The sequence below is a fragment of the Methylomonas sp. HW2-6 genome (assembly GCF_052474525.1).
This window is the reverse complement of sequence record NZ_CP184124.1, coordinates 3,310,617-3,334,295: the sequence shown is the minus strand read 5'-3', so window position 1 is coordinate 3,334,295 and position 23,679 is coordinate 3,310,617. Positions and strand designations below refer to the sequence as shown.

Here is a 23,679-nt window from a genome sequence, read left to right as displayed (position 1 = left end):
TTGCAAGATGGTTAACGACACTACGGATATGTCTATATCCACGTGTATCGCAGCAACCGAATGTTTGCCAGCGTACAGACCGTGCTTGGTCTAGTCCATAAAATCAAAACGAGTTTTTAAGTAGCCGGGTTGCCCAACCATAGGCTTTTCTCTGTCGCATGCAGTTACGCCAAACTCAGCACGATTCTCGACGATATAAGGTGGTGGCTTATTTCACCGAGAACCTTCGGCGCTGAGAAACTGGTCGACCCAATACGGTATCGAATTTAAACGTGCCTGGCGTTTGGATTTCCCGCCGATGCGTCCCGTCATTGCCGCCGACATCAAGCATTACGATGAAAACAGCCGCAGTAGGGACATATCGGTCTGCGCCGGCGTCGATTTCGATAAGTCAAAGCACGGGGACGCAAACTGCAGATTCTGGTCGAATACGTAACGGTTACCCCCCGACTGGTCGGTTCTATCATGACACGGTGGAATATGTCGGTTCGGGAGTGCAATATCATTTTTTAGCGTGGAAACCGGGCGCTTTGGTAAAGTTCCCTGGTCGAGCGGGTGTTATCGTCGGTATTGGGAGGTTGCGGTCAGTGAGCGTGATGCATCGGTTGCAAATCAAGCACGTAACGACTTATCAGTACAGCGAATTCGTGACGTTTTTGCCGCACAAATTATTGTTGCGGCCTCGCGAAGGCCACGATATTCACATCGAATCGAATCGGCTGATGATTCAACCGAATCACCGTCTGCAATGGCAACGCGACGTTTACGACAATGCCGTCGCTCTGGTCAATTTTACCGAACCCGGCAATTGCTTATCCATCGACAGTTGGGTTGTCCTTCAGCATTACGACGATCAGCCGCTGGATTTTCTGGTAGCGGATCGTGCCGTGTTTTATCCCTTTGTTTACGATCCCGCCGAATATACCGACCTTGGTCCTTATCTGATCCCGATTTTTATCCCCGATCCGCAGCTGGGCGAATGGTTGCGATCAATCTGGCGACCGGGCCAGGTTTTGGAAACCTATGTCTTGCTTGACAGAATCAACCGCGCCATAGCCTCAGGCTTTCGTCATTTGCCCCGCGATCAACCTGGGGTTCAATCACCGCTGTTGACCTTGACGAGCAGAGCGGGTTCGTGTCGCGACTTTGCCACCTTATTCATTGAGGCATGCCACTACTTGGGCCTGGCAGCGCGATTTGTCAGCGGCTACCAATATTCGCCCGGTTTACTGCCGATGGCGGGTGCAACCCATGCCTGGTCAGAAGTTTATTTACCGGGGGCCGGATGGAAAGGTTTTGACTCGACGACGGGTAGGGTAGTGGGGAACGATCACATTGCCGTAGCCGTCGGTCGGCATCCGGAATCGGTGCCGCCGGTGTCCGGTTCGTTTGTCGCCAATCGCATGCAGTTTCCGCAGATGGAAGTGGCGGTCTCGGTCACGGAAATACAGGAATAGCGGCTATATTGGACACCTGCTTTACTCGACGAGTCGCGGTTAACGCATAAAACCCAAGCGGAAAACGGTGCTGATGCAATAGCGCTTTAACGTTTGGCGATGATCTTGGAAGCGAGTATCCGGGCGGCGCGTATCCAGTAGCCCCAAAGCAGGGTGCCTGCCACCACCAGTAAAGCCAACGCGCTGCACGCCCAGATAAATGCATTGACGTAGGCTACGAGCACGGCACAGGCGGCGAGGTAGAAACCCAGCAGACTGAATTGCCAGCCTATCCGCATGCCGTCCAGCATGGTTGCCAATGACAATATCAATAGAATCACCAGACTGGCGCTAATTTCCGATATATCGCCCGATTTATTTAACAAGGACGATGCGCCGACGATCAGTAAGGTTTGCAGCCAGTGTAAGCCCTGAATTCTGACGATTTCCCGGATGTCGTTTTCAAGGGTTTTGGCTTGCAACCAGGAAACGAAGATCGAAAGCGCGCCAAACACCAACACCATGAACATCCAGTAGCCGTAGCCATCGTGCTGGGAAAAGTCGGTAATCACGATGCCCAATAGCGATAGCATCATCATTACGATAAATACGGTTTCTTCAATGCTGAAGTGGCGCTTGTACGGACTAACCTGAAGTTCTTGTTGGTCAAGTTGCATGGTTTTCCCTCGTGGTAAAGAAGTATTGTTTCCGTGGTTAAGCAAGTCGGCACGCGAGCTTCCTTTCACGCGGGATTTTTAGGCGAAATCGACCCAAGGCAAGGGTGGTTTGGTTTTTTGAAAGGCTTATTCCAGCGATAGAACCCCCGTTTGGCCAGTTCCACCGCTATTAAAAATAGCCACCGTCGTCGCCAGAATGACATAAAATCGGATCGGTGGCGACACGAAGCGGAAATAATCTGCCCAGCGGCGTGAAAGGCAGGACCCCGCCGATCAGGAGCGGATGCGCACGGCTTTTGAACGGATTGCCGCGGGTGTGAACCGGCTTTGCTTGTCCGCCAACTGCCTGGTACGTCCTTGCACCATTCCCGGATGACTTTGAATCGCGCCCGATCCCAGTCGGTATCGGCGATGATGTTGATCGCAACGTGTTCCAGCAATTCCTCGGCGGTGAACCAGGCGCTATGGCCGCCGATAAACACCAAGCTGGCCTGCAAGCGTTCTTTTGCGGCCTTGGTCAAATCGATCACTTCCGTCACATTCGCCTGATCAATCAATGAAAAGGCCACGATATCGGGTTGTCAGTCATCCCGCAGCCGGTTCAAGTCTTGATGCGATTCCACCGGCAAATCGATCAGACGTAGCCGGCAACCGCCGCGGCGGGCGTATCGGCAACCCGCTCCAAACCGAGTGGTTCCCGCCGTAAAAATACCTGGGGGTACATCAACGGACTGGGATGAACGGCAAGAAACTTCATGGCCTTGACTCCTGCTGGGTGATGGTTTCGAGCGACGATCCGCGCTCGAGTTAGTGCATAAACTGGCCTTGGTAGCTATCGCTTCGTATTCACCATAAGGAAGCCCGACCACAACCTTCAAACCGAATTAATTCATTGGGTTGGGGCCTACCGTTGCGGTCACTGGGGCGTGTTCTTGTGTTCGATAGCGTACAGACCGCGGCCGGCATTGTCCTTAGAATCCGGACGAGTTTTCAGCAGACCGCCAACGGCATTTCTGCAATTTTTTTCTGCAATGCCGATTGCAGCCATTTCAAACAGACCAAAATAAAGGACCTTTCCCCATGAAGATCATCAAGCGCCACGTGCAAAAAAAATTATCGATCCTTGGCTACTTATTCGTCGCACTAGGTATTACGGCTTGCCAACCGGACGGCCAGACGGAAAAGGCCGGGCAAAAAATCGACAAGGCGGTCGACACCACCGGCCAAGCGATCGAACAAACGGCCGATAAAGCCGGTCAGCAACTCGGTGCAGCTAAGGATTCGGTTGCACAGCAGGCGGAAACAACCGGCGAGTATCTGGATAAATCCGCGCAAAATGCCAAGGCAGCTCTGGATGAAGCCGGAACGCAAATTGACCAAGCCATCGGCAAAACCGAAAAACAAATGGCAGTCGCCAAGGATTCAGTTACCGACACCGCGAACGCGACCGGAGGCTATCTCGATGACGCCATAATCTCCGCCAAAATCAAGACAAAGCTGTTAAGCGATGATTTTCTGAAATTGGCGCCGATCGAGGTGACCACCGTGAATGGCGTAGTTACCCTGCGAGGTACCGTCGATTCCGAACAACTGGTCGGCAGAGCGATAGGTCTGGTAAACAGCCAAGAACACGTGAAATCGGTACAAAACGAACTGTTGGTTAAGGCCAGCGTACCGAGTAAACAATGATGAATTCTATTCGACTGAAAACCTTGGCGGGGGGGTTACTGGTTGCTACGTCATTGGCGCAGGCTAGTACGGCGGATGATGCCTATATAGCCGGGTATGCCGCTGCCGCGTTGAAGCACGATTTAAAGCTCGATCTGCCGGCATTGGTAGTAAAGGATGGTGTGATTACCTTGCCGGCGGCCAATTTGTCCGATTCGGAACGTACCGCCGCCAGTAAGACATTGTCGGAGATTCCGGGGGTCAATGCCGTCAAAATTGCCGAAATCTCCGAGCCGCAAGCGCGGGTAGCGGGTGACGGCAAGGCGGTAACCAGCGTGGATAGTTTGGTGATGCCGACCGGATTGCTACCGGCAGGCCATTTATTCAAGCCTTTGCTGGCCGATCCGCGCTGGGCGCATTTTTCCGCGGCCTACCGTAACTACCAAAGCCATAATTTCGACGGCCGCGATATTGCGTCGGTGAGTTTCGGCGAAACCATACCGTTTTATCGGGCCAACTTCGGCCATTCCACGGCGCAGTGGGAAACCGGCATTCAAGCCGGCGTGTTTAGCGACTTCAATCTGGGCGCTTCGTCGTCGGACTTGGTCAATACCGACTTTATTGCATCTCTGTATTCCAGCGTCCGGGCTGGCCAATTTTCCGCGTTCGGCCGGCTGTATCACCAAAGCTCGCATCTGGGCGACGAATTTTTACTGCGCAAGCTCGACACCAAATTCGAACGGGTCAATCTCAGTTATGAAGGTGTGGATTTGAAGCTATCGTATGAACTGCCTTACGGTGTCAGGATTTACGGCGGCGGTGCCGGCCTATTTCACAGGGAGCCTTCCGCATTAAAAAAATGGTCGGCCCAATACGGCATCGAATTTAGAAGCCCGTGGCGGCTGGATTTTGCGGCCATGCGCCCGATCATTGCCGCGGACATCAAGAATTACGAGGAGAATAACTGGAGTACCGATATCTCGGCCCGGGCCGGCGTTGAATTCGACAATTCGAAAGTATTGGGCCGAAAATTACAGCTCATGATCGAATATTTCAATGGATACACGCCCAGCGGCCAGTTTTACAAGGACAAGGTGGAATACGTCGGTCTGGGGGCGCATTACCATTTTTAGCGAGTTTGTATCAGCATACGAAGCGCACCGATAGCGGTGGGCTTCGTTTAGCGGAATACGAGCGTTTGCCGGCCGATATATCTGAAACGGCCATAATCTAGGCCATTACTGCATTCAATAGGCTGTCCAAAGCCCGCATATGCCTGTGCTGGGCGGGTAATAGCTTGGTTTCGATCAAACAACGAATGTCCGCTGGCAATCCATGATCCAGCAATGCTTTTTCATATTCTTCCAAGCCGGTCAATTCGCCCTCGCGCAATGCCTTTAGCGCGGCTGGTTTGCCCAACAAAATAGCGCCGGCCATCACTATTTTCGCCCAGGCTCCCCAGGTTCCGGAATCTCGAACGGATATGCCGCCCAGTTGTTGAATTTTACTCTGCAAACTTGAAACCGCGGCCTTATGTTCCTGGTAACACGACATTAAAAACACCAGTTCGCCCTGTGCAGTCTGTTTCCGGTACTTTTTCAAGGCCTGTTGATAGGTTTCTACCGCGGATAATTCATTTTGTAGCAAACTGCCGATTGATTGAAGGTGAGACATATTAAAACTCCCGGATGATGGGTTTCGGGGTGATTATCAAAGAGCCGATCGGTCGACTGTGCCGGCAAACATTTAATGATACGGCCGCTCGAAAGTCGGTACGGTGCCGCACAGCGTTTACCGGAATAGATCGCATAGCTAGAGATGTTTCAGAGGCGGTTTATCCGCATACTCCGATGGTTCGAAGCGCTTGGCGCCAAATCGATAGCGGTTGCGGCTGCCGCCGCTAAACAGGGTATGAGCCGATCGAATTCGGTCTTTATCACGCTGTAGCACTCGCAGACTTGCGCTTCCAGGCCGGAGCGGTCCAAGACGGCGAGATGGCCTCTGCTGTATGTAATCAGGCCTTTTTGTTGCAGTTTTCCGGCAGCGTCGGTAACGCTTTCCCGACGTACGCCGAGCATATTGGCAATGTGATCGTGGGTTACCCGCATCTCGTTGGAAGACTGCCGGTCGAGATTTAAAAGCAACCAGCGGGTTAGCTGTTGGTAAATGGAATGGTGGCGATTACAGGCTGCGGTTTGGGCTATTTGGGTCATCAATGCCTGGATGTAGCGCAGTACCCAACGAAATAACGATTGGTCGTTGCCGATACCTTGTGCCGCCCCGAATTCTTCGATAAACAACTGTCGCCGTAGCCTATAACCATACCCGGTGCGGCTGACCACGGCTTGATGCGGCATGGTGCGCCCGCCCGTGAACAGGCCAAGGCCGATGAAGCCCTCGTTGCCGACAATGGCCAGTTCGCTGGATGTGCCGTCTTGATCGACATAAACATTGGACACGATGCAAGTCGTTGGAAAATAGGCATAACGCAATTCTCGTCCAGGCTCGTGAATGACTTCGCCGCAATTCAGCTGCACCAATTCCAGTTCGGATAAAAGGCGCGCGCATGTGTCTTCCGGAATTGCGGCCAGCAACAAATTCTGTCTTGCTGAATCCGATTGAGTCATGAGCAGTCTCCATCTTGTTTGATTAAATTAGAAGTGTCATCAGGCCGAAATTCGCTGTTAACGCTTGGCCGGATGCTGTGGCAGGCGGTATCTCCGGCTTGCCAAGGAATGGGAAAATTCCCGTTCATAAACCTTGCGCTTAGCGCGCTGGGCTCAACGCCGCTAATAGTCTTGGCGTCTATGGCGGCCTTTCTTGATTTTTTCCTTGAAATCACCCGAGTCAGTATCCAGCTTCCCCCGCTTTTTGTGTGTGCACCGCTCCGCTTCCATGTCGTCATCGGCCGATGGCTGGCCGATGGCACTGTTGATGTCGATGCCGATTCGTCGAATCCGATATTCTGGTTTTTCTTTATTCACACTGACTCCCTAACAATTTGTAATGAGCACCAAAAGCCTAAAACACCCAGTTCCGGCGCTCGATAAAGCATTACAAATAAAAGGCCAATCTATCCGTACGCTAGCGTACAAAAAGAACAGAGCGATGGCTTAGCTCTGCTGGCGGTGAAACGGTAATCTATTAACTTTTCGTTGACAGGTATATGCGTGATAACACCAATCGAGCTGAGTGGTGCGGACTTTCATCCAGTGCACTCGAGTGAACTGATCGGAATATTTCCTAATAAAATGGTTAAGATTTTTAAATAATATTTTTTGTCCGTGGCTATTGGGATCTTGATATTAAATCGAAATAGGAATGGCTATGTGGTGCGCCGAACTGAATAGAGCAATCGTTGGCGGTTATAATCATGCCAGCCTTATAAAATTATTTTCATGCCAATACCTGTTGTTGATGATGCGGCATGAAAAGAATTAATAAGGAATTTAAAAACGATTAATAAAACCATTAAACCTTGAGCTAATATGAAAACTATTAAATTTACGCGTAAAGTATCTCGGAATACCAGACTGAAGGCGCTTGATCGCGATCATGGCCCGCTCCTGCCATCCTTAACTTAACGACATTGGTCCCGGATCGGCCGCGTTACGCAGGTTGGTTTGGTTTTTGCCCGGTAAAGCTTGGGCGGTCCTTTTTAGGTCCCGACTTGCTGCAGAGTAACAAACTCTTCCGCGGCGGTCGGGTGGATGCCGATAGTCGAATCGAACAAGGCTTTAGTCGCTCCGGCACGCATGGCAACAGCCATGCCCTGGATAATTTCCGGAGCATCGGCACCCACCATGTGCAGACCGATAACCTTGCCGGTGGCATGGTCCACGACCATTTTCATCAACGTGTTTTCATCCTTGCCCGACAGTGTGTTTTTGAGCGGCTTGAATTCGGTTTTATAAATATCGATGTCGGTATATTGTTGCCGCGCTTTAGCTTCGGTTAAACCGACGCTGGCGATATTGGGTTGGCAAAACACCGCCGTGGGGATGTTGGCGTAATCCACCGGTCGCTGTTGCATGGCATATAAACTATTCACCAGCGCTTCGCCTTCGGCTATCGCTACCGGCGTCAGGTTGACCCGGTCGGTGACATCCCCCAGTGCATAGATTGACGGCAGATTGGTTTGGTAGTGACTATCGACGATGATCGCGCCGTTATCGTCCAGTGCCACGCCAAGTTGTTCCAAGCCGAATCCCCGCGAATTGGGCGTTCTGCCGGTGGCATACATCACCAGATCGGTAACCATGGTATTGCCGTTCAGCAAGCGAACGTTATAGGCGTCGCCAGCTGCTGCGATCGATTGCACATCGCAATCAAACAGGATTTTGATGCCTTGTTTGCGCAAGGCTGTCGCTAGAAAATCGCGAATATCCTCGTCAAATCCTGCCAGCAGTTTTGGTTCGCGATGGCAAATGGTGGTATCCACACCCAGGCTATTCAGGATGCTGGCAAATTCGACCGCAATATAGCCGCCGCCGACAATCACGATGCGTTCCGGTAACTTGTCCAGTGAGAACATGTCGTTGGAGGTTACGATGTATTCTTTACCGGCAATATCGGGCACAAACGGCCAACCGCCGGTGGCCAGCAAAATGCGTTTGGCCGTGCATTGCGCGCCGGCGACCGCGACTGTGTGGGCATCGAGCAATTGCACTTTGCCGTTGAAGATGGTCACTCGGGATTGTTGCAAGTGGTGTTGGTAGACGGCTTGTAAGCGCTCGACTTCCCGATTTTTGTTGGCGATCAAGCTGGGCCAATCGAAGGAGGCATTGTCCAGAGTCCAGCCAAAACCGGCCGCGGCGGCAAAGTCGTCTTTAAATTGCGCAGCGTAGACTAATAGTTTTTTCGGTACGCAGCCCAAGTTGACGCAGGTGCCGCCAAAATGGCGGACCTCGGCGACGGCAACCCGCGCGCCTTGATTGGCGGCCAGATTCGCGGCCCTTACGCCGCCGGAGCCGGCACCCACAACGAATAGATCGTAGTCATAGTCAGTCACGGACAGTCCTTGGCAGGTTTAGACAAATTTTCGTTGCGGCAAATAGGCCAACAGCGTATCCACATCGCTCACCGTAAACGGATCGTCCGGGCAATCGTCGCTTTGGCCGGGTTCGCTGAATATTTTCACAATATTTTTGTCTTCGACCAGCATGGAATACCGCCAGGAACGGTTACCGAAACCGACATTGTATTTTTTCACCAGCATGCCCATCGCTGCGGTAAATTCGCCGTTGCCGTCCGGTAGCATTTTCACGTTGGCGATGTTTAGATGTTGGCCCCATTGGTACATCACAAAAGCATCGTTGACGCTCAGGCAATAGACTTCATTGATGCCATGGGAGACCAGTTCCTGGTATTTGGCATCAAAGCCCGGCAGATGCTTGTTCGAGCAAGTGGGCGTGTATGCGCCGGGTAGCGCAAAAATCACGATGGATTTGCCTTTGAAAATTTCGTCGCTGCTGACATCTTGCCAGCGAAACGGATTCTCGCCGCCAATACTTTCGTCGCGAACGCGGGTTTTGAAGATGACATCGGGAACAGTGGTAAGCATGTTGACGAACTCCTTGATTCAGTCGCAACGGCATCGATCTTGGCAATGCCGTTGTTGTCGGATTAAACGACGGGGTGTCACGCTGTATTCGAGTAACGCTAAGCGGCCATCGAACTCATCATTTTCTCCAGCGTGGCGATATGGGCGTGTTGGGCAGGCACAAGCTTATGTTCGATCAAGTTGCGAATTTGAGTGCCGAGCTCCTGGTCCTGCAGCGCCTGTTCATAATCTGCCAGACCGCGCTTTTCGCCTTCCCGCAGTACTTTTAGCGTGGCTTGCTTACCGAGAGCATGGGCGCCGCCTTGGATCAATTTTGCCCAAGAACCCCAAACTCCGGAACCTTTCACCGGCGTACCGCCTAACTCGCGGATTTGCATACGTAGGCTGGATACGGCGGTTTTATGGTCTTGGTAAATCGGCAATAGCGATTCGGTTTCGCCTAGCGAGGCGTTTTCCCGCAATTGCTTTAAGACCTGGCAGTAAGTCTCAGCAGCGGCCAGTTCGTCGATGAGTAAATTGTCTATCGTATCAATGCTGTGCATAAAAAATCCTATGTGTGGAGGTGTGGGGAGCTATGGCAAAGGCCTATCAAATAAAGGCCGATACTTCTTCGGATGAAGAAATGTCCTCGGCATTGGCTTGTCGGAAAATAGCGTTCGCGGCATCCCGCGTCGCAACCCTTGCGGTATTGACCGCGACCAAAATGTATCCGGCCTTGATTTTTTCTTGGTAGTGTCCGGCGTGATGCGCCGGTATACCGACGCCAATCAGGGCGGTAGTTAAGTCTTCCGCGCAGCCTTTTTCAGGCGTGCGGCATAATTCGACTCTAACCGGGCCGCCGGCAATGAAGCGGCCAAGGCCCTGAATCTCCAGACTTTCGGCTCTGTTGAACCATTCCTGGTTGCCGCTATCTTTCGCAGCACTATTGCCGCTTTCAATGGCATTTTGCCGGAAGATCGACGGGTTCAAGGTGTCCGAAAATAGCAAAGATATTTCATTGTTTGCAAACCCCGCTAATTTAAGATTATTTACGATAGTCATTGTTTGGCCGAGGTCTTGGCAGATACAAAAAACAGGCTTATACATAATAGTCTCTTCGATCTGAATGGCGGCTTGATACGCTGCCATCTGGATGAATATTTACTGCGATTTCATTAATAATGGCGGGTGTTTGGCAAAAGACCTGCAGCTATTAGCGATTTATTGTTTTCTATAAATAAGGTATCGAATAATTTGTCGTTCAATACCTTATTCCGGAGTTTCAGGATACTGTTAAGTCGAGCTTGTGTCGGTACGTCGCCACACATTCACGATGAATAAATATCGAAGTATAAGAATATTTTTGCTTGTGATATGTGAATGTATTTTCGTGGCGAACCCAACGGATTAGCCGCGTTGCCGTGCATTACTCGGCGGAGGTTTTTAGAAACGCAAGTAGATCGCTATTGAGTTGGTCTTTGTGGGTGTCGGTCAAGCCGTGCGATCCGCCGGGGTAAATTTTCAGTATTGCGTTCTTTATGAGTGTCGTTGCGGCAAGCGCGGAAGCCGCTATCGGCACGATTTGATCGTCGTCGCCGTGGATAACCAAGGTCGGAATCTCGAATTTTTTCAGGTCGTCGGAAAAATCGGTTTCCGAGAAAGCCTTGATGCATTCAAGCTGGTTGAGCAGGCCCCCTTGCATGCCCTGTAACCAGAACGCCTCGCGTACCCCTTCGCTAATCGTCGCGTCGGGGCGGTTGGCGCCGTAGAACGGAGAGGCGAGGTTTTTATAAAACTGCGAACGATCGGCGGAAACGCCACTGCGAATGTCGTCAAATACCGAGATCGGTAGCCCGACCGGGGTATCGTCGGTTTTAAGCATCAGTGGCGTAACGGAACCTATCAGCACTACCCGCTTAACTCGCTGGCAACCGTGGCGGCCAATGTATCTCGTTATCTCGCCGCCGCCGGTCGAGTGGCCTACCAAGGCGATGTCGCTTAGCTCCAGGTTTTCGATGAGCGCTGCCAAGTCGTCAGCATAGGTGTCCATGTCGTTGCCGATCGACGGCTGGCTGGAACGCCCATGTCCACGTCTATCGTAGGCAATGCAGCGGTAGCCGTTTGCGGCCAGATAGACCATTTGCTTTTCCCAGGCATCGGCGGTGAGCGGCCAGCCATGACTAAATACCACGGTCGGGCCCTGTCCCCAGTCTTTGTAGTAAATGTTCGTGCCGTCTTCGGTGAGAATGATGTTCATGATGCTTTCTCCTTGGCTCGTGCGCGAGTCGACCTGGTTGGTTGCTCAGCAGAAAACCCGATTCATACTGATGCGGCAATCGATTTTTCCGAATAAAGATCGTTGGGCCGCGTGGCTGTCCGACCCGGATGCGAGTACTTGCGGATTCGGTTGTATGGCTATCGCGCAGGCCGACACTGCTGCCGAAATAACGGCGGCTGCGAATAGATATCCAGGGCGCATCGACGTTAAAGATCGGTTAATGTTGAATGCTGAGCATTTGCCGGCAACTGTCGGCGCATTGTTGGCAAGCCACAACGCAATCCTTCATATCGCCGATCTCATCGCATTCCAGCGCACAGGCTTCGCAAATCTCTGCGCAAACTTCGTGCAGGCGATGCAAAAAATGCGATCCGGTCAGCTGGAAATTTGCCAAAGTCTGGCAGATCTCGGCGCAGTTCAGCATCAGTCGCAAATGTTTGGCTTTGACATGTTTCCCGCCCGTTTCCAGGCATTGGTTCATCGCAGTGTGCAGACAAATCTGGTGGCAAAGGCTGCATGCGGCAATACACGCTTGCGTTGCATGTTCCGATTGGGTTATTTGATGCATGGCGTTCTCCGTTGAATAGGGCAATTTGCCCAAGTACCGAATATCTATGGCAAATGCGCCGGCTGTTGCGGTTAGCAGCCGGATGTTTGTGTCGATAGGCAACGAATCTGATTAATCCGGCCCCCTAAATACCCAGGTTCCGTCATTCCCGCAAAAGCGGGAATCGATTTTAGAAACTGGACTCCCGCCTTCGCGGGAGCGACGATATTCAAGGACCCGGTTAGTAACTACTGGTATCCACGCCGCCTTAGTAACGCAAAATGCTGCGAACAGTTGCGGGGGGCAGCTAGCCAGCGAACGGACACGCCAAGGGGGGCGAGGCGATCGGTCGGCAAACTAGCTGCTTTTCCTTATTTACCTTCCTTAATATCCTGCTTGATATCGCCATAGCCCTTTTGTGCTTTGCCGAGATTTTTTTGGATATTACCTTCCACTTCCATACCTTTGTCGTCGAGTATTTTGCCGGTCACTTCCTTGACCTTGCCTTTGGTTTCTTCGACCCTGCCTTTTACCTGATCTTGGTTCATCGGGCTGTTGTGTTCATGGTCCGCGGCGAAGGTGCCAAACGAGCAAACCACGCTCAATATGCCGGCCGATAAAATGGGACGTTTGTTCTGAATCGATTTCATGATGTCGCCTTTGAGCAGTTGGATACGGTTTTCCGGCGCGGTCAGTCTTCCGTGGCTTTTTTGATATCGTTTTTAATATCGCCAAAGCCGGACTGGATTTTGCCGGCATTTTTCTGGATGCTGCCTTCAAGTTCCATTTCTTCGTTGTCCAATAGCTTGCCGGTGACTTCTTTGACTTTGCCTTTGGTCTGTTCGACGCGGCCTGTGACTTGATCTTTGTTCATGATGACTCCCGGTGGTGTTTATATTTGCGGTGCAGGTTAATGAGCTTTTCGATGCTCGGAGCAAACCATACTCGCGATATTGGCCGCAGTCGGTGCGTCAACACACATTGCTCGGCCGATGTCCAATCGGTGATTACGGCAAGCGTTTTAGCCGATGTCGGCCGGCACCAGCCGGTCTAAAATGCGGGTATGCGATATTTGAATAAGCAGTAACTTCCATTCAATTAAGCAGCGAATCGACAGGGGCAGTTCGGCGTTTCTGAGTACCTGCAAATAACATTCTGCAGCGTGTTTTTCGCCTTGCTGCAAAATGTCGAGAGCCGCTTGCGTCGTTAACCTATTGGCGCCTTGAACTCGTTTTACCCACGCCTGCCAGACGCCTGAGTGATCGGCAGGCTTGCCGCCCAGTTCGCGAATTTGGGCTTGCAAATCGGAGATGGCGTTTTTATGGCCCCGGTAAATGGCGATTAAAGGGGCCATCTCCGTGAAATTGCCGTCTTTCCGAAAAGCTTCGAACATCTGCCGATAAGTTGCTGCGGCGCCTAATTCGGTTATGAGCAATTTGTCGATCGCTTCGATATTGTGCATGGCAAGTTTTCGATTGCTTTGGTGAGTGACGTATAAGTTAAGCCGGTACCGAGGCTTCATCGGTGTAAGAGATATCCTCGGCATGCGCGTGACCGAAAATTTCCTTGATCTGGTCAATCGCCTCGCTGCTGCTGGCGTGCACCGAGATCAAAATGCCGCCACCCTTGATTTTGCCTTCGTAGCGCACGGCTTCGTATTCCGGAATGCCGACACCGATCAATGCGCCTGTCAATCCACCGGCCGCCGCGCCCAATGCGGCGCCGCTCAAGCTAGCCATAATCGGTCCGGCAGCGATAAACGGCCCCAAACCAGGGATAGCCAGACTGCCGATACCGGCCAACCAGCCTAATACGGCGCCGGTGCCCATGCCTACCGTTCCGCCAAGCGCCGCGCCTTCCGGGGCTTTGGTGTGTTTTTCATGGGCAAAATCCTTCGTGGTATTTTTATCGGGCAGCAACACGGAAATATCGTTGCTGGCAAAGCCGGCGGCCTTCAACTGGTTCACAATGCTCTCGGTTTGCTCGATAGTTTGAGCGATACAAAATACGGATTTAGTCATTACATACTCCCACGCTGTTAAGGCGCTTTAGTTTCAAGTTGATTGTCTACCTGCACGACACCGGCCGTTTCCCGGCAGATTTTTTGTCGTTTTATGCTTTCGTCGGTCGTTGCGACGGGGCCGCGCAAAGTCACAACGCCATTGTGGGTAATGATTTTGGCGTTATGCGCATCCATGGATAAGGATTTGTCTTTTAGAACAGTGTTGCGGGCTTGACTATATGGGACTTGCTGGATTGCGTCGGTGCGTCGTCAAACATTACAAACAAGCCCCGCCTTTGAGATGTTTGCTCAGGGGGCCACGCGATAGAACTGACTGACCGCCTCGCGTTGGTCTTCCCACTTGGCTGAGTTTTCCGGCCAGTGTTTTTTGTCAAAGCCCGGCGCTTTCTTTAAGGTGTCTTTGTCCAGGTCAAGGACGTAGTAATCTTTGGGACTCGTCCAATGTAGCGCTCTCCAGGGGATGGCAAACAGCTTGTCCCCCATGCCCATTACTCCGCCGAAGGAAACCACCGCATATACGACTTGACCCGTTGCCGGATCGATCACCAAGTCTTTGATGTCGCCGAGATTTTCATCGGTAGTGTTTTTAACCTTGGCACCGGTAATTTTGCTGGCGCGGCTTACCTGTTGCATTGATCTGTTAGCTTCCTCGGCGCGTTCAATAGATTCTTCCTTATTTGCCTGGTTGACTTCGGCCTGTTTCTCGTCGACTTCATCCTGTTTTTTGCCGAGTTCCTTTTGTTTTTCGACCAGTTCTTTTTGTTTTTGTACTGCGTCTGCCGCGTAGGCCGGACTTAAGAGTGTTGCGCTTAGCAAAGACGCCGCCACATAAGGGATTAACGTTTTCATACTGTTCACCATTGGTTAAAGGATCGGTAGGTTTGTAGTTTGACCGGACACTCCGCAAACTTGTGGCTACTCTATCTGCTCCAACCGACACGGTCGGTACGCTGACGAACATATTGACTTTTGGGTCAAGCGCTTTGCTAACCTTGTTTAATGACATTAGCGAAGTTTTTAGGGACTCGGTTGCCTGGACCAAATCGATGGATGCGATACGAATACGCATTGCTCCAAGGAAATTCGAACGGAATCGGTTGAGCAAATTGTCGGCAATACCGACGAAAAAGCCGCGCCTGTCATCGACCAGAACGCCAAGTGCGGAATCGGACACGAAACAGCCTGATTCGATTGCCGGGTATGCTAGTCGCCGCCAACGATCGCGCTACTGCCGCAACACCAGCCTAGTTTCGTGTATCAGATCAAGCGATGGCCGGATCGATTTCGCTTCCCGTATGCTTGATGCCAGTTGTAAAAGACCGTTTTGACCAGTTGTACCCCCATCAGATACGCCGCCGCCATTACCGCTAAGATGAGATAAAACCAGGCCGGCGGCGACACAAAGCCGAAATAGTGCGCCAGCGGCGTAAAGGGTAGGACGGCGCCGATCAACGTAATCGACAGCGAGGTGGCGATTAGCACAGGATGTGCCCGGCTTTTGAACGGATTGCCGCGGGTGCGGATGATGAAAATCACCAGGACTTGGGTACACAGCGACTCCACGAACCAGCCGGTTTGGAATAGGGCTTCGTCGGCTTTCAATACCGTTAACAGGATGTAAAAGGTCAAAAAATCGAACGCGGAACTGATCGGGCCGATCACCAGCATGAAGTTGCGGATGAAGTTTATATCCAATGTGCGCGGTTTGCGCAGCTCCTCCGGATCGACCTGATCCAATGGAATCGGCACTTCGGAGATGTCATACAGAATGTTGTTGAGCAGAATCTGCGTCGGCAGCATCGGCAAGAAGGGTAGGAACAAAGCCGCGCCGGCCATACTGAACATATTGCCGAAGTTGGAACTGGTGCCCATCATGATGTACTTCAGAATATTGCCGAAGGTACGCCGGCCTTCCAGCACGCCGTCGTGTAGCACGTGTAAATCCTGATCCAGCAAAATCATATCGGCGGCTTCCTTGGCCACGTCCACCGCCGAGTCCACCGACAACCCCACATCCGCCGAATGCAGCGACGGCGCGTCGTTGATGCCGTCGCCCAGATAACCGACCACGTGGCCGTGCGCCTTTAAGGCCAGGATGACCCGATTTTTCTGCGCCGGATTGACCCGGCAGAACAGATTGGCCTTTTCGACGCGGATGCGCAAAGCATGGTCATCCATTGCCTCTATATCCTTGCCGGTCAGCACATCTGTCACCGGTATATTCAATTGCGCGCAGACATGCTGAGTCACCAAATCGCTGTCGCCGGTGACGATCTTCACCGTCACGCCGCTATCTTTCAGAGCAGCCAAAGCCGCGCCGGCGCTTTGTTTGGGCGGATCGAGGAAGCCGGCAAAACCGGCAAACACCAGCTCGCTTTCATCGCCGACCACCGCATGCGGATGATCCATGGGCACTTCGCGCCAGGCGATGCCCAACACCCGGAAACCTTCTCTTTCCAGCGCATTGTGCTGTTCGTGAATTCGCGCTCGGCTGACAGAATCGAGCGGCAGTTGCGCGTCGCTGCCTTGCTGTTCGTAGCGGGTGCAGAGGGTGATGATTTCTTCGGAGGCGCCTTTCACCACCAGCAAGCGGCCGTTGCCTTTATCCAGAAGCACCGATACCCGCCGCCGCTCGAAATCGAACGGCACTTCGTCGATCTTTTGCCAGGCGCTGACGTCGATATTTTCGTGCGCCAGAATCGCTTCATCCAGTGGGCTTTTCAGGCCGGTCTCAAAGAAACTGTTCAGATAAGCCAGCTCCAGCACCCGCTCGCTGGGCTGGCCTTGCGGATCGATATGTTGTTCCAGTTTGATCTTGGCCTCGGTCAAGGTGCCGGTTTTGTCGGTACACAACACGTCCATCGAACCTAGATTTTGGATGGCTGCCAGGCGTTTGACGATCACCCGCTTTTCGGCCATGTGCATTGCACCGCGCGATAGCGTCACCGATACCACCATCGGCAGCAGTTCCGGCGTCAATCCCACCGCCAGCGCCACGGCAAACAGAAACGATTCCAGCCAGGGCTTGCCCAGATAGGCATTGACCAACAACACGAACATGACCAGCAACACGGTCAGCCGCATGATGAGTAAACCGAATCGATGCGTACCGACCTCAAAGGACGTCGGCGGCGATTGCCGGGTCAGGCTGTCCGCAATCGCGCCGATCGCGGTGCCGGTGCCGGTTTTGATCACCCGCATCGTGGCGCTGCCGCTGATGACGGTGGTGCCCATGAATACCGCATTGCTGGCGTCCTGCAACTCGGTGGCGTCTGCCGGCAATTCGCCGGGATGTTTTTCGATAGGGTAGGCTTCCCCGGTCAATAGCGCCTGCTTGACGAACAGATCGCAGGCTTCCATTAACAAGCCGTCCGCCGGTACCATATCGCCCGCCGAGAGCAGGGCAACGTCGCCGGGCACCACGTCGGCTACAGGCACATCGATGGGCTTGCCGTCACGCATCACTCGAGCTTTAACTGAAACCGAATGGCGCAGGCTTTCCGCAGCCTTGCCAGCCCGGTGTTCCTGGACAAAATCCAAGGTCACGCTGAGCAGCACCATCACGCTGATAATCACAAAGTTGGTGATCTCGCCGATGAATGCGGATATAGCGCTGGCGACCAATAACAGGATCACCAGCGGGTTTTTGAAGCGAGCCAGAAATTGCAGCAGCAAGGATTGTTGTTGGCGATCACGAAACAGGTTGGGACCGAATTCGGCCAACTTGGCTTTCGCTTCGCTGCTGGATAATCCGTCCCTATCGTTAGCGCGTGCGGTCCTGAGTTGCGAGGCCGATTGCAGCCACCAACATGCGCTGTCAGCCTTATTTTTATCGTTGGTTATTTTCATCGCTTGGTCGATTGTAACGGTGGCAATTGCTAGGAATCAGTGATGGACTTGATGTGACATCAGGCCTTGCTACATCGTCGCAACTGTTCGGGAAAATGATTACAGTTGCCCGGCATCCACCATCGCTCTTACTTGGTCAGCTTTATCACGCCGACGGAGGCCAACCGATTCCTACAAATTAGGGATGCCGCGGCAATTGACAGAGTGCCATTTACAGGCTGCGCCTGACGCCGCACAGTCTAACCAGAATGGGCCACTAAGTCCGTGCGCCGGCGTACTGATGCGATGTGGCGTATTTGAGAGACCATTGTTTTTAGTTGTTGAGGTCAGGCTTATCGTTCGTTAGCGTACAGACGCCGTGATTTTTCGAGATTAGAGTCCGAAGCTGAGTTTGGTCAAGCTCAGCGACGCTCCGCAGGGCGATCGAGCCCCTAAAGCCCGAATTTATTTTTTACCAGGAGGTAAGTAATCATGAACACGACAATTACAAACGAAAAACCCACCGAAGATTTCGCCGCACTGAAAAAGCTGACGGCAACGGTTTACTTATGCCAGGTATTGACCTTTGCCTTTGCGGGATTACCTTTGCTAATCGGGGTAGCGATTAATTTTTTCTATCGCAGCAACGTCAAAGGTACCTGGCTGGAGTCGCATTTTAATTGGCAGATCAAAACCGTCTGGGTGACGTTGGCGGGTTTTGCTTTGTCCGGTTTGTTGTTGATGATGGACACGCAACTCAGCTTGATTGTGTTGATTCCGACCTTGCTGCTGCTGATCTATCGAATCGTCATCGGTTGGACGAATTTGTCCGCCGATAAGTCCTTGCAGGATCTGAGTTAGGCCTTCTACGCAGCCGCTTGGCCGACGCCGTCAAAAAACGGCGAAGGCTGGGCTTCATTTGCAACCCAAGATTCGTTCGTAGGTTTCTCGCTCTGTTTTATAACAGCCGCAAGCCGCGGCTTCCAGGCCGCGGCGATCCAGAATCGTAATATCGCCGCGCCGATAGCGGATCAACTTTTGCTCCTGCAACGAGAGCGCGGCCTTGGTAATCCCGACCCTCCGCACCCCTAAAATATAAGCCAGAAAAATATGGGTGACGTGAAAGGTATCGGCGTGCGCGCGGTCATGCGTCATCAACAGCCAACGCGCCAATCTGGGTTCTACCTGATGGTAACGATTGCAGGCCGCCGTTTGCGCGAGTTGACTCATCGAAACGTACAAATAGCGTTTCAATCCTGTCTGTAACGCTCCGCTCCGCGCCAATTCCCGCATAAATAGCGGTGTTCCTATACGCAGTGCCGAGCCGGCTCCTTGCACCAGTGCTTGAAACGGCGCGATATCGACGCCCAATATCAGCGTGATACCCAGCATGCCTTCGTTGCCGATCAAACCGACTTCCAAACCGGTATCGCCATCGGTTGGCGTGACCAGCGAAATAAAACTGCTGGTCGGGAAATACACATGCGGTATCCGGGCGCCGGTCAGGTATAAGACTTGGCAAAAGGCCAGTTCGACCGGTTCGCAGTGTTCCAGCAAATGTTGGCGATCGTTATCGGGCAACGCGGCTAGCAGACGATTGGCCACAGGCGCGGCTGGTATGGACGGCACGGGCGTTCTCCGGCGTAGTTTTAAGGAAATCCTGCGGGGGAATAGCATCCGGAGGGAGGTTAATCGCCACTCCCGCGCTGGGGTGCCGGCAACGCTGCGTCCACCGGCCTGGCAGCGAGACTATAGCGCCGGACTTGCGCTGTCTGTATGTTAGCGCACGTTGGCCGTGCTTCGCCTGCCGCAGGCTTAGCCCGCGCCGGGTGTGGAATGGGCTATGTGTTTTAGCGTACAGACCGGAGCCGGTTATTGCCGTAACCTCGCTTCAGCTCCGGTGGAATCATCGGGCAACCGGGGATGTAAACGCGTGCATTGTGCATTCGCACGAGTGCGTTTCAGTTTTGACGTCCCGGTTATAGAGCACTATGCGATATCTTGAGAAGCTTTCAGTCGGCCACCGAAATTCGGCATTTTGCGCATTTAAAATACATACACCAGGTAGATTTATGAAAACTAGATACTTTTTGATGGCATTGGTTTTGTCGTGGGTTTCGCTGAGCGCGCATGCCGCCGGCAGTCCGATGAACGAAAACTTTACCAACCTGATCACCCTGTCCAACAATGCCTTGGAAACAGGCAAGACCGGCGACACCAAAGCCTTTATCGAAAGTGCAACCGTCGCTTGGGAGGCGTTAAAAGTCCAAAATGAGCAAGGCAGTTCCATTCGGTTGCAACGGGCTAACGCCAAGCTGAAGGCCGCCATCAAAGCCGCCAAAGCCGGTAAATTGGATGAAGGCATGGCCGAACTTGAGCAAGGCATCGTTGAAATGAAACAGGAACGGTAATCCAACATCCGGAATCCGGCCAGCACTCGCCGAAACCAGCAAATAGGCGGCAGAATGATGAGTCACATCCTTGAAGCCGGCAACAGCCGGCTTTTTTATGGGCGCCGGTTACGGCTATCGACGGATTCGGTATCCGAATCGTCGATGCCGAGCGGCGCGACGGCCAAATCGACTCACGGCGTTTGACGCTTGAGTTTATTGCTCTTGGGGGGGGGGCAGCAGCCTGTCGGATTCGGCTTTGACTACGTGATAGCACTCGCAGACCCGCGCTTCCAGGCCGGGCCGGTCCAGCACCGTAATTCGGCCGCGGCTGTAATGAATCAAACCGGCCTGCTGCAATTTGCCGGCCGCCTCGGTAACGCCCTCCCGGCGTACGCCCAACATGTTGGCGATCAATTCTTGTGTCATCGCCAATTCGTTGCTTGGCAGCCGGTCCAGACTTAATAGCAGCCAGCGGCATAGTTGCTGGTCTACCGAATGGTGCCGGTTGCATACCGCGGTTTGCGCCATTTGCGTGATCAGGGCCTGGGTATAGCGCAGCAACAAATGCAACATCACTTCGTAGCGGTTGAATTCCTGCATCAACAGTTGTCCACGCAAACGATAGGCATATCCGGCACTTTGCACCACGGCCCGATTCGGCATGCTGCCGCCGCCCATAAACAATGCCACGCCGATCATGCCGTCGTTGCCGACGACGGCGATTTCCGCCGACGCGCCGTTCTCCATCACGTACAGCAAGGATATAATGCAGGTGGCGGGAAAATAGACGTAGCGCAATTCGCCGCCGGATTCGTAAATTACTTCTCCCAGCGGCATGTCCACGCGTTCCAGATGCGGTAGCAGCCGTTGGTATTCGGCAGTCGGCAACGCATTTAGCAAATGGTTGAGTTGCGGATTGTCGAGATCGCTCATTTGCTGCCCTGGTAGTTATCAAAAAAATTAGATCCGCTCCAGCAATAACGGCCAGTGTAGCCCCATTGTAATAGGCCGTGCATTTCCGCTCTGTGCGTTAAGGAACAGAGCGACGGGCGCAGAAATGGTAGTGCCGGCCTATCGAATAGGCGGCTTATGTGCGATAGCGTACAGACCGCAATGCTGTCGGCATTTAAGCTGCAGTTTTGTAACTTCCAAGCATTGATGTTCAAGTTTCAGGCAATCTCCAAGACCATGTGTGCCAACTGTCGCCGCAACCTATGTGAGTTGCGGCGTTTTTTTTGAATGTCTTCGCGCCGAGTCGGAGGCCCGCAGGCCTTATCGCACGGGTGAAATCAGAGAATTAAAATCATGCTAACAGAAAATTCATCGCTGGCCGGTGTGGATTTTGACTGCAGCGCTGCCCGCGCGGCGCCGGTAAATCTGGATAGGGCGATTGCGATGGCCAAGGCGCAGTTGTTGAAGCTGCAAAACCCGGCCGGTTATTGGGTGTTCGAGCTGGAAGCCGATTGCACGATTCCGGCCGAGTACATCATGATGATGCATCATATGGCCGAGATCGATACGGCGCTACAAGCCAAAATTGCCAACTTCCTGCGCAGCCAGGCCGGCGTGGACGGTAGTTATCCGTTATACAAAGGTGGCGCAGGCGATTTGAGTTGCACCGTTAAAGTCTATTACGCGCTGAAACTGGCCGGTGACGCTGCGGATTCGGCCCATATGCTGAAAGCCCGCGTCTGGATCTTGAGGCAGGGTGGCGCAGCGAAGGCCAATGTGTTTACCCGCATCATGCTGGCGATGTTCGAGCAAATCCCGTGGCGCGCCGTACCGTTTCTTCCGGTGGAAATCATGCTGTTGCCGAAGTGGTTTCCGTTTCATATCGACAAAGTCTCGTATTGGTCGCGTACGGTGATGGTGCCGCTTTCTGTGCTGTGTACATACCGAGTGAAGGCGCGCAATCCGCGTAAAATCGGCTGTGCGGAGCTCTTCATCACTGCGCCCGATCAAGAAAAGCACTATTTCTCCCACGTTAAAACGCCGTTAGGCAAGGCCATTCTGGTGCTGGATCGGCTTGGCCGGTGCCTGGAGCCGTTGATACCCGACTTTGTCCGACGTAAGGCCACGGTCAGGGCTGCGGACTGGTATATGGCTCGATTGAACGGCTATGACGGATTGGGGGCTATTTTCACCGCAATGGTCAACGCTTACGAAGCGATGGACTTTCTCGGCGTTCCGCCTGACGACGCCCAACGGCAAACCGCCCGAGCCGCCATCGATAGATTGCTGGTGGTGAAAGGCGATATCGCCTACTGCCAGCCTTGCGTATCGCCGATTTGGGATACCGGTCTGGCGGTACTGGCTTTGCAGGAGGCCGATCAGCAAAACGCCGAGGCCTGCTGCCGGCAAGCCACCCAGTCGGCCCTGAGTTGGCTGGCGGCCAAACAGTTATGCGAAGAACCGGGGGATTGGCGTGTGCAACGCCCTGGGCTGGCCGGCGGCGGTTGGGCTTTTCAGTTCGGCAACAGTTATTATCCGGATGTGGACGATACCGCAGTGGTGGCCTATGCGATGCTGCAAGCCGATACGCCGGCGTTTGCCGAAAATATCCGGCGCGCAGCGCACTGGATCGCCGGCATGCAATCGCGCAATGGCGGTTATGGCGCTTTCGATGCCGACAACAACCATTACTATTTAAACCAGATCCCGTTTGCCGATCACGGCGCTTTGCTGGATCCGCCAACGGCGGATGTTAGCGCCCGTTGCGTCATGCTGTTGGGTAAACTGGATGTAGAGCAGTTGGAATACCGCGAAGTGATCGAGAGTTGCATCGCTTATCTGCGTAAGGAGCAGGAGGCCGATGGTTCCTGGTTCGGGCGCTGGGGTACCAATTACCTATACGGCACTTGGTCGGTTTTGCTGGGTTTTGCCGCCGCTGGCGTTGCCGCAAACGACGCCAGCGTGCGCAAAGCCGTAACCTGGTTAAAGTCCAGGCAACGCGCCGACGGCGGCTGGGGTGAAGGCAATCTCAGCTACCATCGGCCCTGGGTCCGCGGCGTATTCGACAGTAGCACCGCGTTCCACACCGCGTTGGCGGTGATGGCTTTGCTGGCGGCCGGGGAAACCGATTGTCCGGAAGTGGCCGGCGGCGTGAATTATCTGCTAAAAGGCCAGCAGGCGGACGGATTCTGGCACGACGACTGTTTCAACGCGCCGGGGTTTCCGAAGTTTTTTTACCTGAAGTACCATGGCTACGACAAGGTTTTCCCGCTATGGGCTTTGGCCCGCTATCGAAATGGCCGGGCACGAAGAACCAGCGGCATGAGCGGGTAGGG

28 protein-coding genes are annotated in these 23,679 nt (G+C 53.2%); 8 read left to right on the top strand and 20 right to left on the bottom strand.

Annotation, left to right across the window (positions count from 1 at the left end; all coding sequences use genetic code 11):
• The first annotated feature begins 232 nt into the window (after positions 1 to 232).
• Together ACH518_RS16105 and ACH518_RS16100 are read left to right on the top strand one after the other, a co-directional pair.
• On the top strand, positions 233 to 436 hold the full coding sequence (locus ACH518_RS16105; RefSeq protein ID WP_445373009.1) for a DUF1207 domain-containing protein: 204 nt from the start codon (positions 233 to 235) through the stop codon (positions 434 to 436).
• A 160-nt stretch (positions 437 to 596) separates the two neighbouring features.
• Positions 597 to 1,457: a transglutaminase family protein gene (locus ACH518_RS16100; protein WP_445373008.1), complete on the top strand. Its 861-nt coding sequence runs from the start codon at positions 597 to 599 to the stop codon at positions 1,455 to 1,457.
• Positions 1,458 to 1,543: 86 nt separating this feature from the next.
• Here ACH518_RS16100 and ACH518_RS16095 read toward each other — a convergent pair whose 3' ends face one another.
• From ACH518_RS16095 to ACH518_RS16085, 3 genes are all read right to left on the bottom strand, one after another.
• The gene (locus tag ACH518_RS16095) at positions 1,544 to 2,113 is read right to left on the bottom strand and encodes a hypothetical protein (protein ID WP_140912695.1); all 570 of its coding nucleotides are present in this window, start codon (positions 2,111 to 2,113) and stop codon (positions 1,544 to 1,546) included.
• Between the two features lie 65 nt (positions 2,114 to 2,178).
• Positions 2,179 to 2,682, bottom strand: coding sequence for a hypothetical protein (locus tag ACH518_RS16090; RefSeq protein WP_445370828.1), 504 nt, complete (start codon positions 2,680 to 2,682; stop codon positions 2,179 to 2,181).
• Positions 2,683 to 2,747: 65 nt separating this feature from the next.
• A complete protein-coding gene (locus tag ACH518_RS16085) occupies positions 2,748 to 2,870 on the bottom strand; it encodes a hypothetical protein (protein ID WP_260839325.1) in 123 nt (40 codons plus the stop codon).
• A 323-nt stretch (positions 2,871 to 3,193) separates the two neighbouring features.
• Between ACH518_RS16085 and ACH518_RS16080 the strand changes: the two genes are divergently transcribed.
• On the top strand, positions 3,194 to 3,802 hold the full coding sequence (locus ACH518_RS16080; protein WP_445370827.1) for a BON domain-containing protein: 609 nt from the start codon (positions 3,194 to 3,196) through the stop codon (positions 3,800 to 3,802).
• Positions 3,799 to 4,914, top strand: coding sequence for a DUF1207 domain-containing protein (locus tag ACH518_RS16075; RefSeq protein WP_445370826.1), 1,116 nt, complete (start codon positions 3,799 to 3,801; stop codon positions 4,912 to 4,914). The genes ACH518_RS16080 and ACH518_RS16075 overlap by 4 nt, the downstream gene beginning before the upstream one ends.
• 97 nt (positions 4,915 to 5,011) lie before the next feature.
• On the opposite strand, the gene ACH518_RS16070 is transcribed toward ACH518_RS16075, so the two are convergent.
• The 8 genes from ACH518_RS16070 to ACH518_RS16035 all read right to left on the bottom strand — a co-directional run bounded on the left by ACH518_RS16070 (position 5,012) and on the right by ACH518_RS16035 (position 11,580).
• Positions 5,012 to 5,455, bottom strand: coding sequence for a DUF2383 domain-containing protein (locus ACH518_RS16070; RefSeq protein WP_445370825.1), 444 nt, complete (start codon positions 5,453 to 5,455; stop codon positions 5,012 to 5,014).
• A gap of 149 nt (positions 5,456 to 5,604) precedes the next feature.
• Complete coding sequence (locus ACH518_RS16065) at positions 5,605 to 6,408, bottom strand: Crp/Fnr family transcriptional regulator (protein ID WP_445370824.1); 804 nt, start codon at positions 6,406 to 6,408, stop codon at positions 5,605 to 5,607.
• A gap of 162 nt (positions 6,409 to 6,570) precedes the next feature.
• Positions 6,571 to 6,765, bottom strand: a complete 195-nt coding sequence (locus tag ACH518_RS16060) for a hypothetical protein (protein ID WP_445370823.1) — start codon at positions 6,763 to 6,765, stop codon at positions 6,571 to 6,573.
• A 674-nt stretch (positions 6,766 to 7,439) separates the two neighbouring features.
• The gene (gorA, locus tag ACH518_RS16055; protein WP_445370822.1) at positions 7,440 to 8,792 is read right to left on the bottom strand and encodes a glutathione-disulfide reductase; all 1,353 of its coding nucleotides are present in this window, start codon (positions 8,790 to 8,792) and stop codon (positions 7,440 to 7,442) included.
• Positions 8,793 to 8,810: 18 nt separating this feature from the next.
• The gene (locus ACH518_RS16050) at positions 8,811 to 9,344 is read right to left on the bottom strand and encodes a peroxiredoxin (protein WP_445370821.1); all 534 of its coding nucleotides are present in this window, start codon (positions 9,342 to 9,344) and stop codon (positions 8,811 to 8,813) included.
• Positions 9,345 to 9,442: 98 nt separating this feature from the next.
• Complete coding sequence (locus tag ACH518_RS16045) at positions 9,443 to 9,886, bottom strand: DUF2383 domain-containing protein (protein ID WP_445370820.1); 444 nt, start codon at positions 9,884 to 9,886, stop codon at positions 9,443 to 9,445.
• Between the two features lie 46 nt (positions 9,887 to 9,932).
• Entirely contained in the window at positions 9,933 to 10,472 is a 540-nt protein-coding gene (locus tag ACH518_RS16040; protein WP_445370819.1) for a hypothetical protein, read from the bottom strand.
• 277 nt (positions 10,473 to 10,749) lie between these two features.
• Positions 10,750 to 11,580, bottom strand: coding sequence for an alpha/beta fold hydrolase (locus ACH518_RS16035; RefSeq protein WP_445370818.1), 831 nt, complete (start codon positions 11,578 to 11,580; stop codon positions 10,750 to 10,752).
• Here ACH518_RS16035 and ACH518_RS16030 point away from each other — a divergent pair.
• Positions 11,570 to 12,184, top strand: a complete 615-nt coding sequence (locus ACH518_RS16030) for a hypothetical protein (protein WP_445370817.1) — start codon at positions 11,570 to 11,572, stop codon at positions 12,182 to 12,184. The genes ACH518_RS16035 and ACH518_RS16030 overlap by 11 nt on opposite strands.
• A 335-nt stretch (positions 12,185 to 12,519) precedes the next feature.
• Here ACH518_RS16030 and ACH518_RS16025 read toward each other — a convergent pair whose 3' ends face one another.
• The 7 genes from ACH518_RS16025 to mgtA all read right to left on the bottom strand — a co-directional run bounded on the left by ACH518_RS16025 (position 12,520) and on the right by mgtA (position 18,020).
• Positions 12,520 to 12,798 (bottom strand): CsbD family protein, encoded by a 279-nt coding sequence (locus ACH518_RS16025; RefSeq protein ID WP_445370816.1) that lies wholly within the window; start codon positions 12,796 to 12,798, stop codon positions 12,520 to 12,522.
• A gap of 41 nt (positions 12,799 to 12,839) precedes the next feature.
• Positions 12,840 to 13,022, bottom strand: a complete 183-nt coding sequence (locus ACH518_RS16020; protein WP_140914307.1) for a CsbD family protein — start codon at positions 13,020 to 13,022, stop codon at positions 12,840 to 12,842.
• 147 nt (positions 13,023 to 13,169) lie between these two features.
• Positions 13,170 to 13,610, bottom strand: coding sequence for a DUF2383 domain-containing protein (locus ACH518_RS16015; RefSeq protein ID WP_140914308.1), 441 nt, complete (start codon positions 13,608 to 13,610; stop codon positions 13,170 to 13,172).
• A 37-nt stretch (positions 13,611 to 13,647) separates the two neighbouring features.
• The gene (locus ACH518_RS16010; RefSeq protein WP_445370815.1) at positions 13,648 to 14,169 is read right to left on the bottom strand and encodes a hypothetical protein; all 522 of its coding nucleotides are present in this window, start codon (positions 14,167 to 14,169) and stop codon (positions 13,648 to 13,650) included.
• A 17-nt stretch (positions 14,170 to 14,186) separates the two neighbouring features.
• Complete coding sequence (locus ACH518_RS16005; RefSeq protein ID WP_445373007.1) at positions 14,187 to 14,405, bottom strand: BON domain-containing protein; 219 nt, start codon at positions 14,403 to 14,405, stop codon at positions 14,187 to 14,189.
• 54 nt (positions 14,406 to 14,459) lie between these two features.
• Positions 14,460 to 15,020 (bottom strand): PRC-barrel domain-containing protein, encoded by a 561-nt coding sequence (locus ACH518_RS16000; RefSeq protein WP_140914311.1) that lies wholly within the window; start codon positions 15,018 to 15,020, stop codon positions 14,460 to 14,462.
• 408 nt (positions 15,021 to 15,428) lie between these two features.
• Positions 15,429 to 18,020, bottom strand: coding sequence for a magnesium-translocating P-type ATPase (gene mgtA / locus ACH518_RS15995; protein ID WP_445370814.1), 2,592 nt, complete (start codon positions 18,018 to 18,020; stop codon positions 15,429 to 15,431).
• Positions 18,021 to 18,491: 471 nt separating this feature from the next.
• Here mgtA and ACH518_RS15990 point away from each other — a divergent pair, with 471 nt between their 5' ends.
• Positions 18,492 to 18,860 carry a DUF4870 family protein gene (locus ACH518_RS15990; protein ID WP_140914313.1) on the top strand — a complete coding sequence of 123 codons (369 nt, stop codon included), beginning with the start codon at positions 18,492 to 18,494 and terminating at the stop codon, positions 18,858 to 18,860.
• A gap of 54 nt (positions 18,861 to 18,914) precedes the next feature.
• Here the strand turns inward: ACH518_RS15990 and ACH518_RS15985 are convergent, their stop codons facing one another.
• Entirely contained in the window at positions 18,915 to 19,628 is a 714-nt protein-coding gene (locus ACH518_RS15985) for a Crp/Fnr family transcriptional regulator (protein ID WP_445370813.1), read from the bottom strand.
• A 443-nt stretch (positions 19,629 to 20,071) separates the two neighbouring features.
• Between ACH518_RS15985 and ACH518_RS15980 the strand changes: the two genes are divergently transcribed.
• Positions 20,072 to 20,410 (top strand): hypothetical protein, encoded by a 339-nt coding sequence (locus tag ACH518_RS15980; RefSeq protein WP_445370812.1) that lies wholly within the window; start codon positions 20,072 to 20,074, stop codon positions 20,408 to 20,410.
• A gap of 195 nt (positions 20,411 to 20,605) precedes the next feature.
• Here ACH518_RS15980 and ACH518_RS15975 read toward each other — a convergent pair whose 3' ends face one another.
• Positions 20,606 to 21,325 carry a Crp/Fnr family transcriptional regulator gene (locus ACH518_RS15975; RefSeq protein ID WP_445370811.1) on the bottom strand — a complete coding sequence of 240 codons (720 nt, stop codon included), beginning with the start codon at positions 21,323 to 21,325 and terminating at the stop codon, positions 20,606 to 20,608.
• 372 nt (positions 21,326 to 21,697) lie between these two features.
• Here ACH518_RS15975 and shc point away from each other — a divergent pair, with 372 nt between their 5' ends.
• A complete protein-coding gene (gene shc, locus ACH518_RS15970; RefSeq protein ID WP_445370810.1) occupies positions 21,698 to 23,677 on the top strand; it encodes a squalene--hopene cyclase in 1,980 nt (659 codons plus the stop codon).
• Positions 23,678 to 23,679 lie beyond the last annotated feature (2 nt).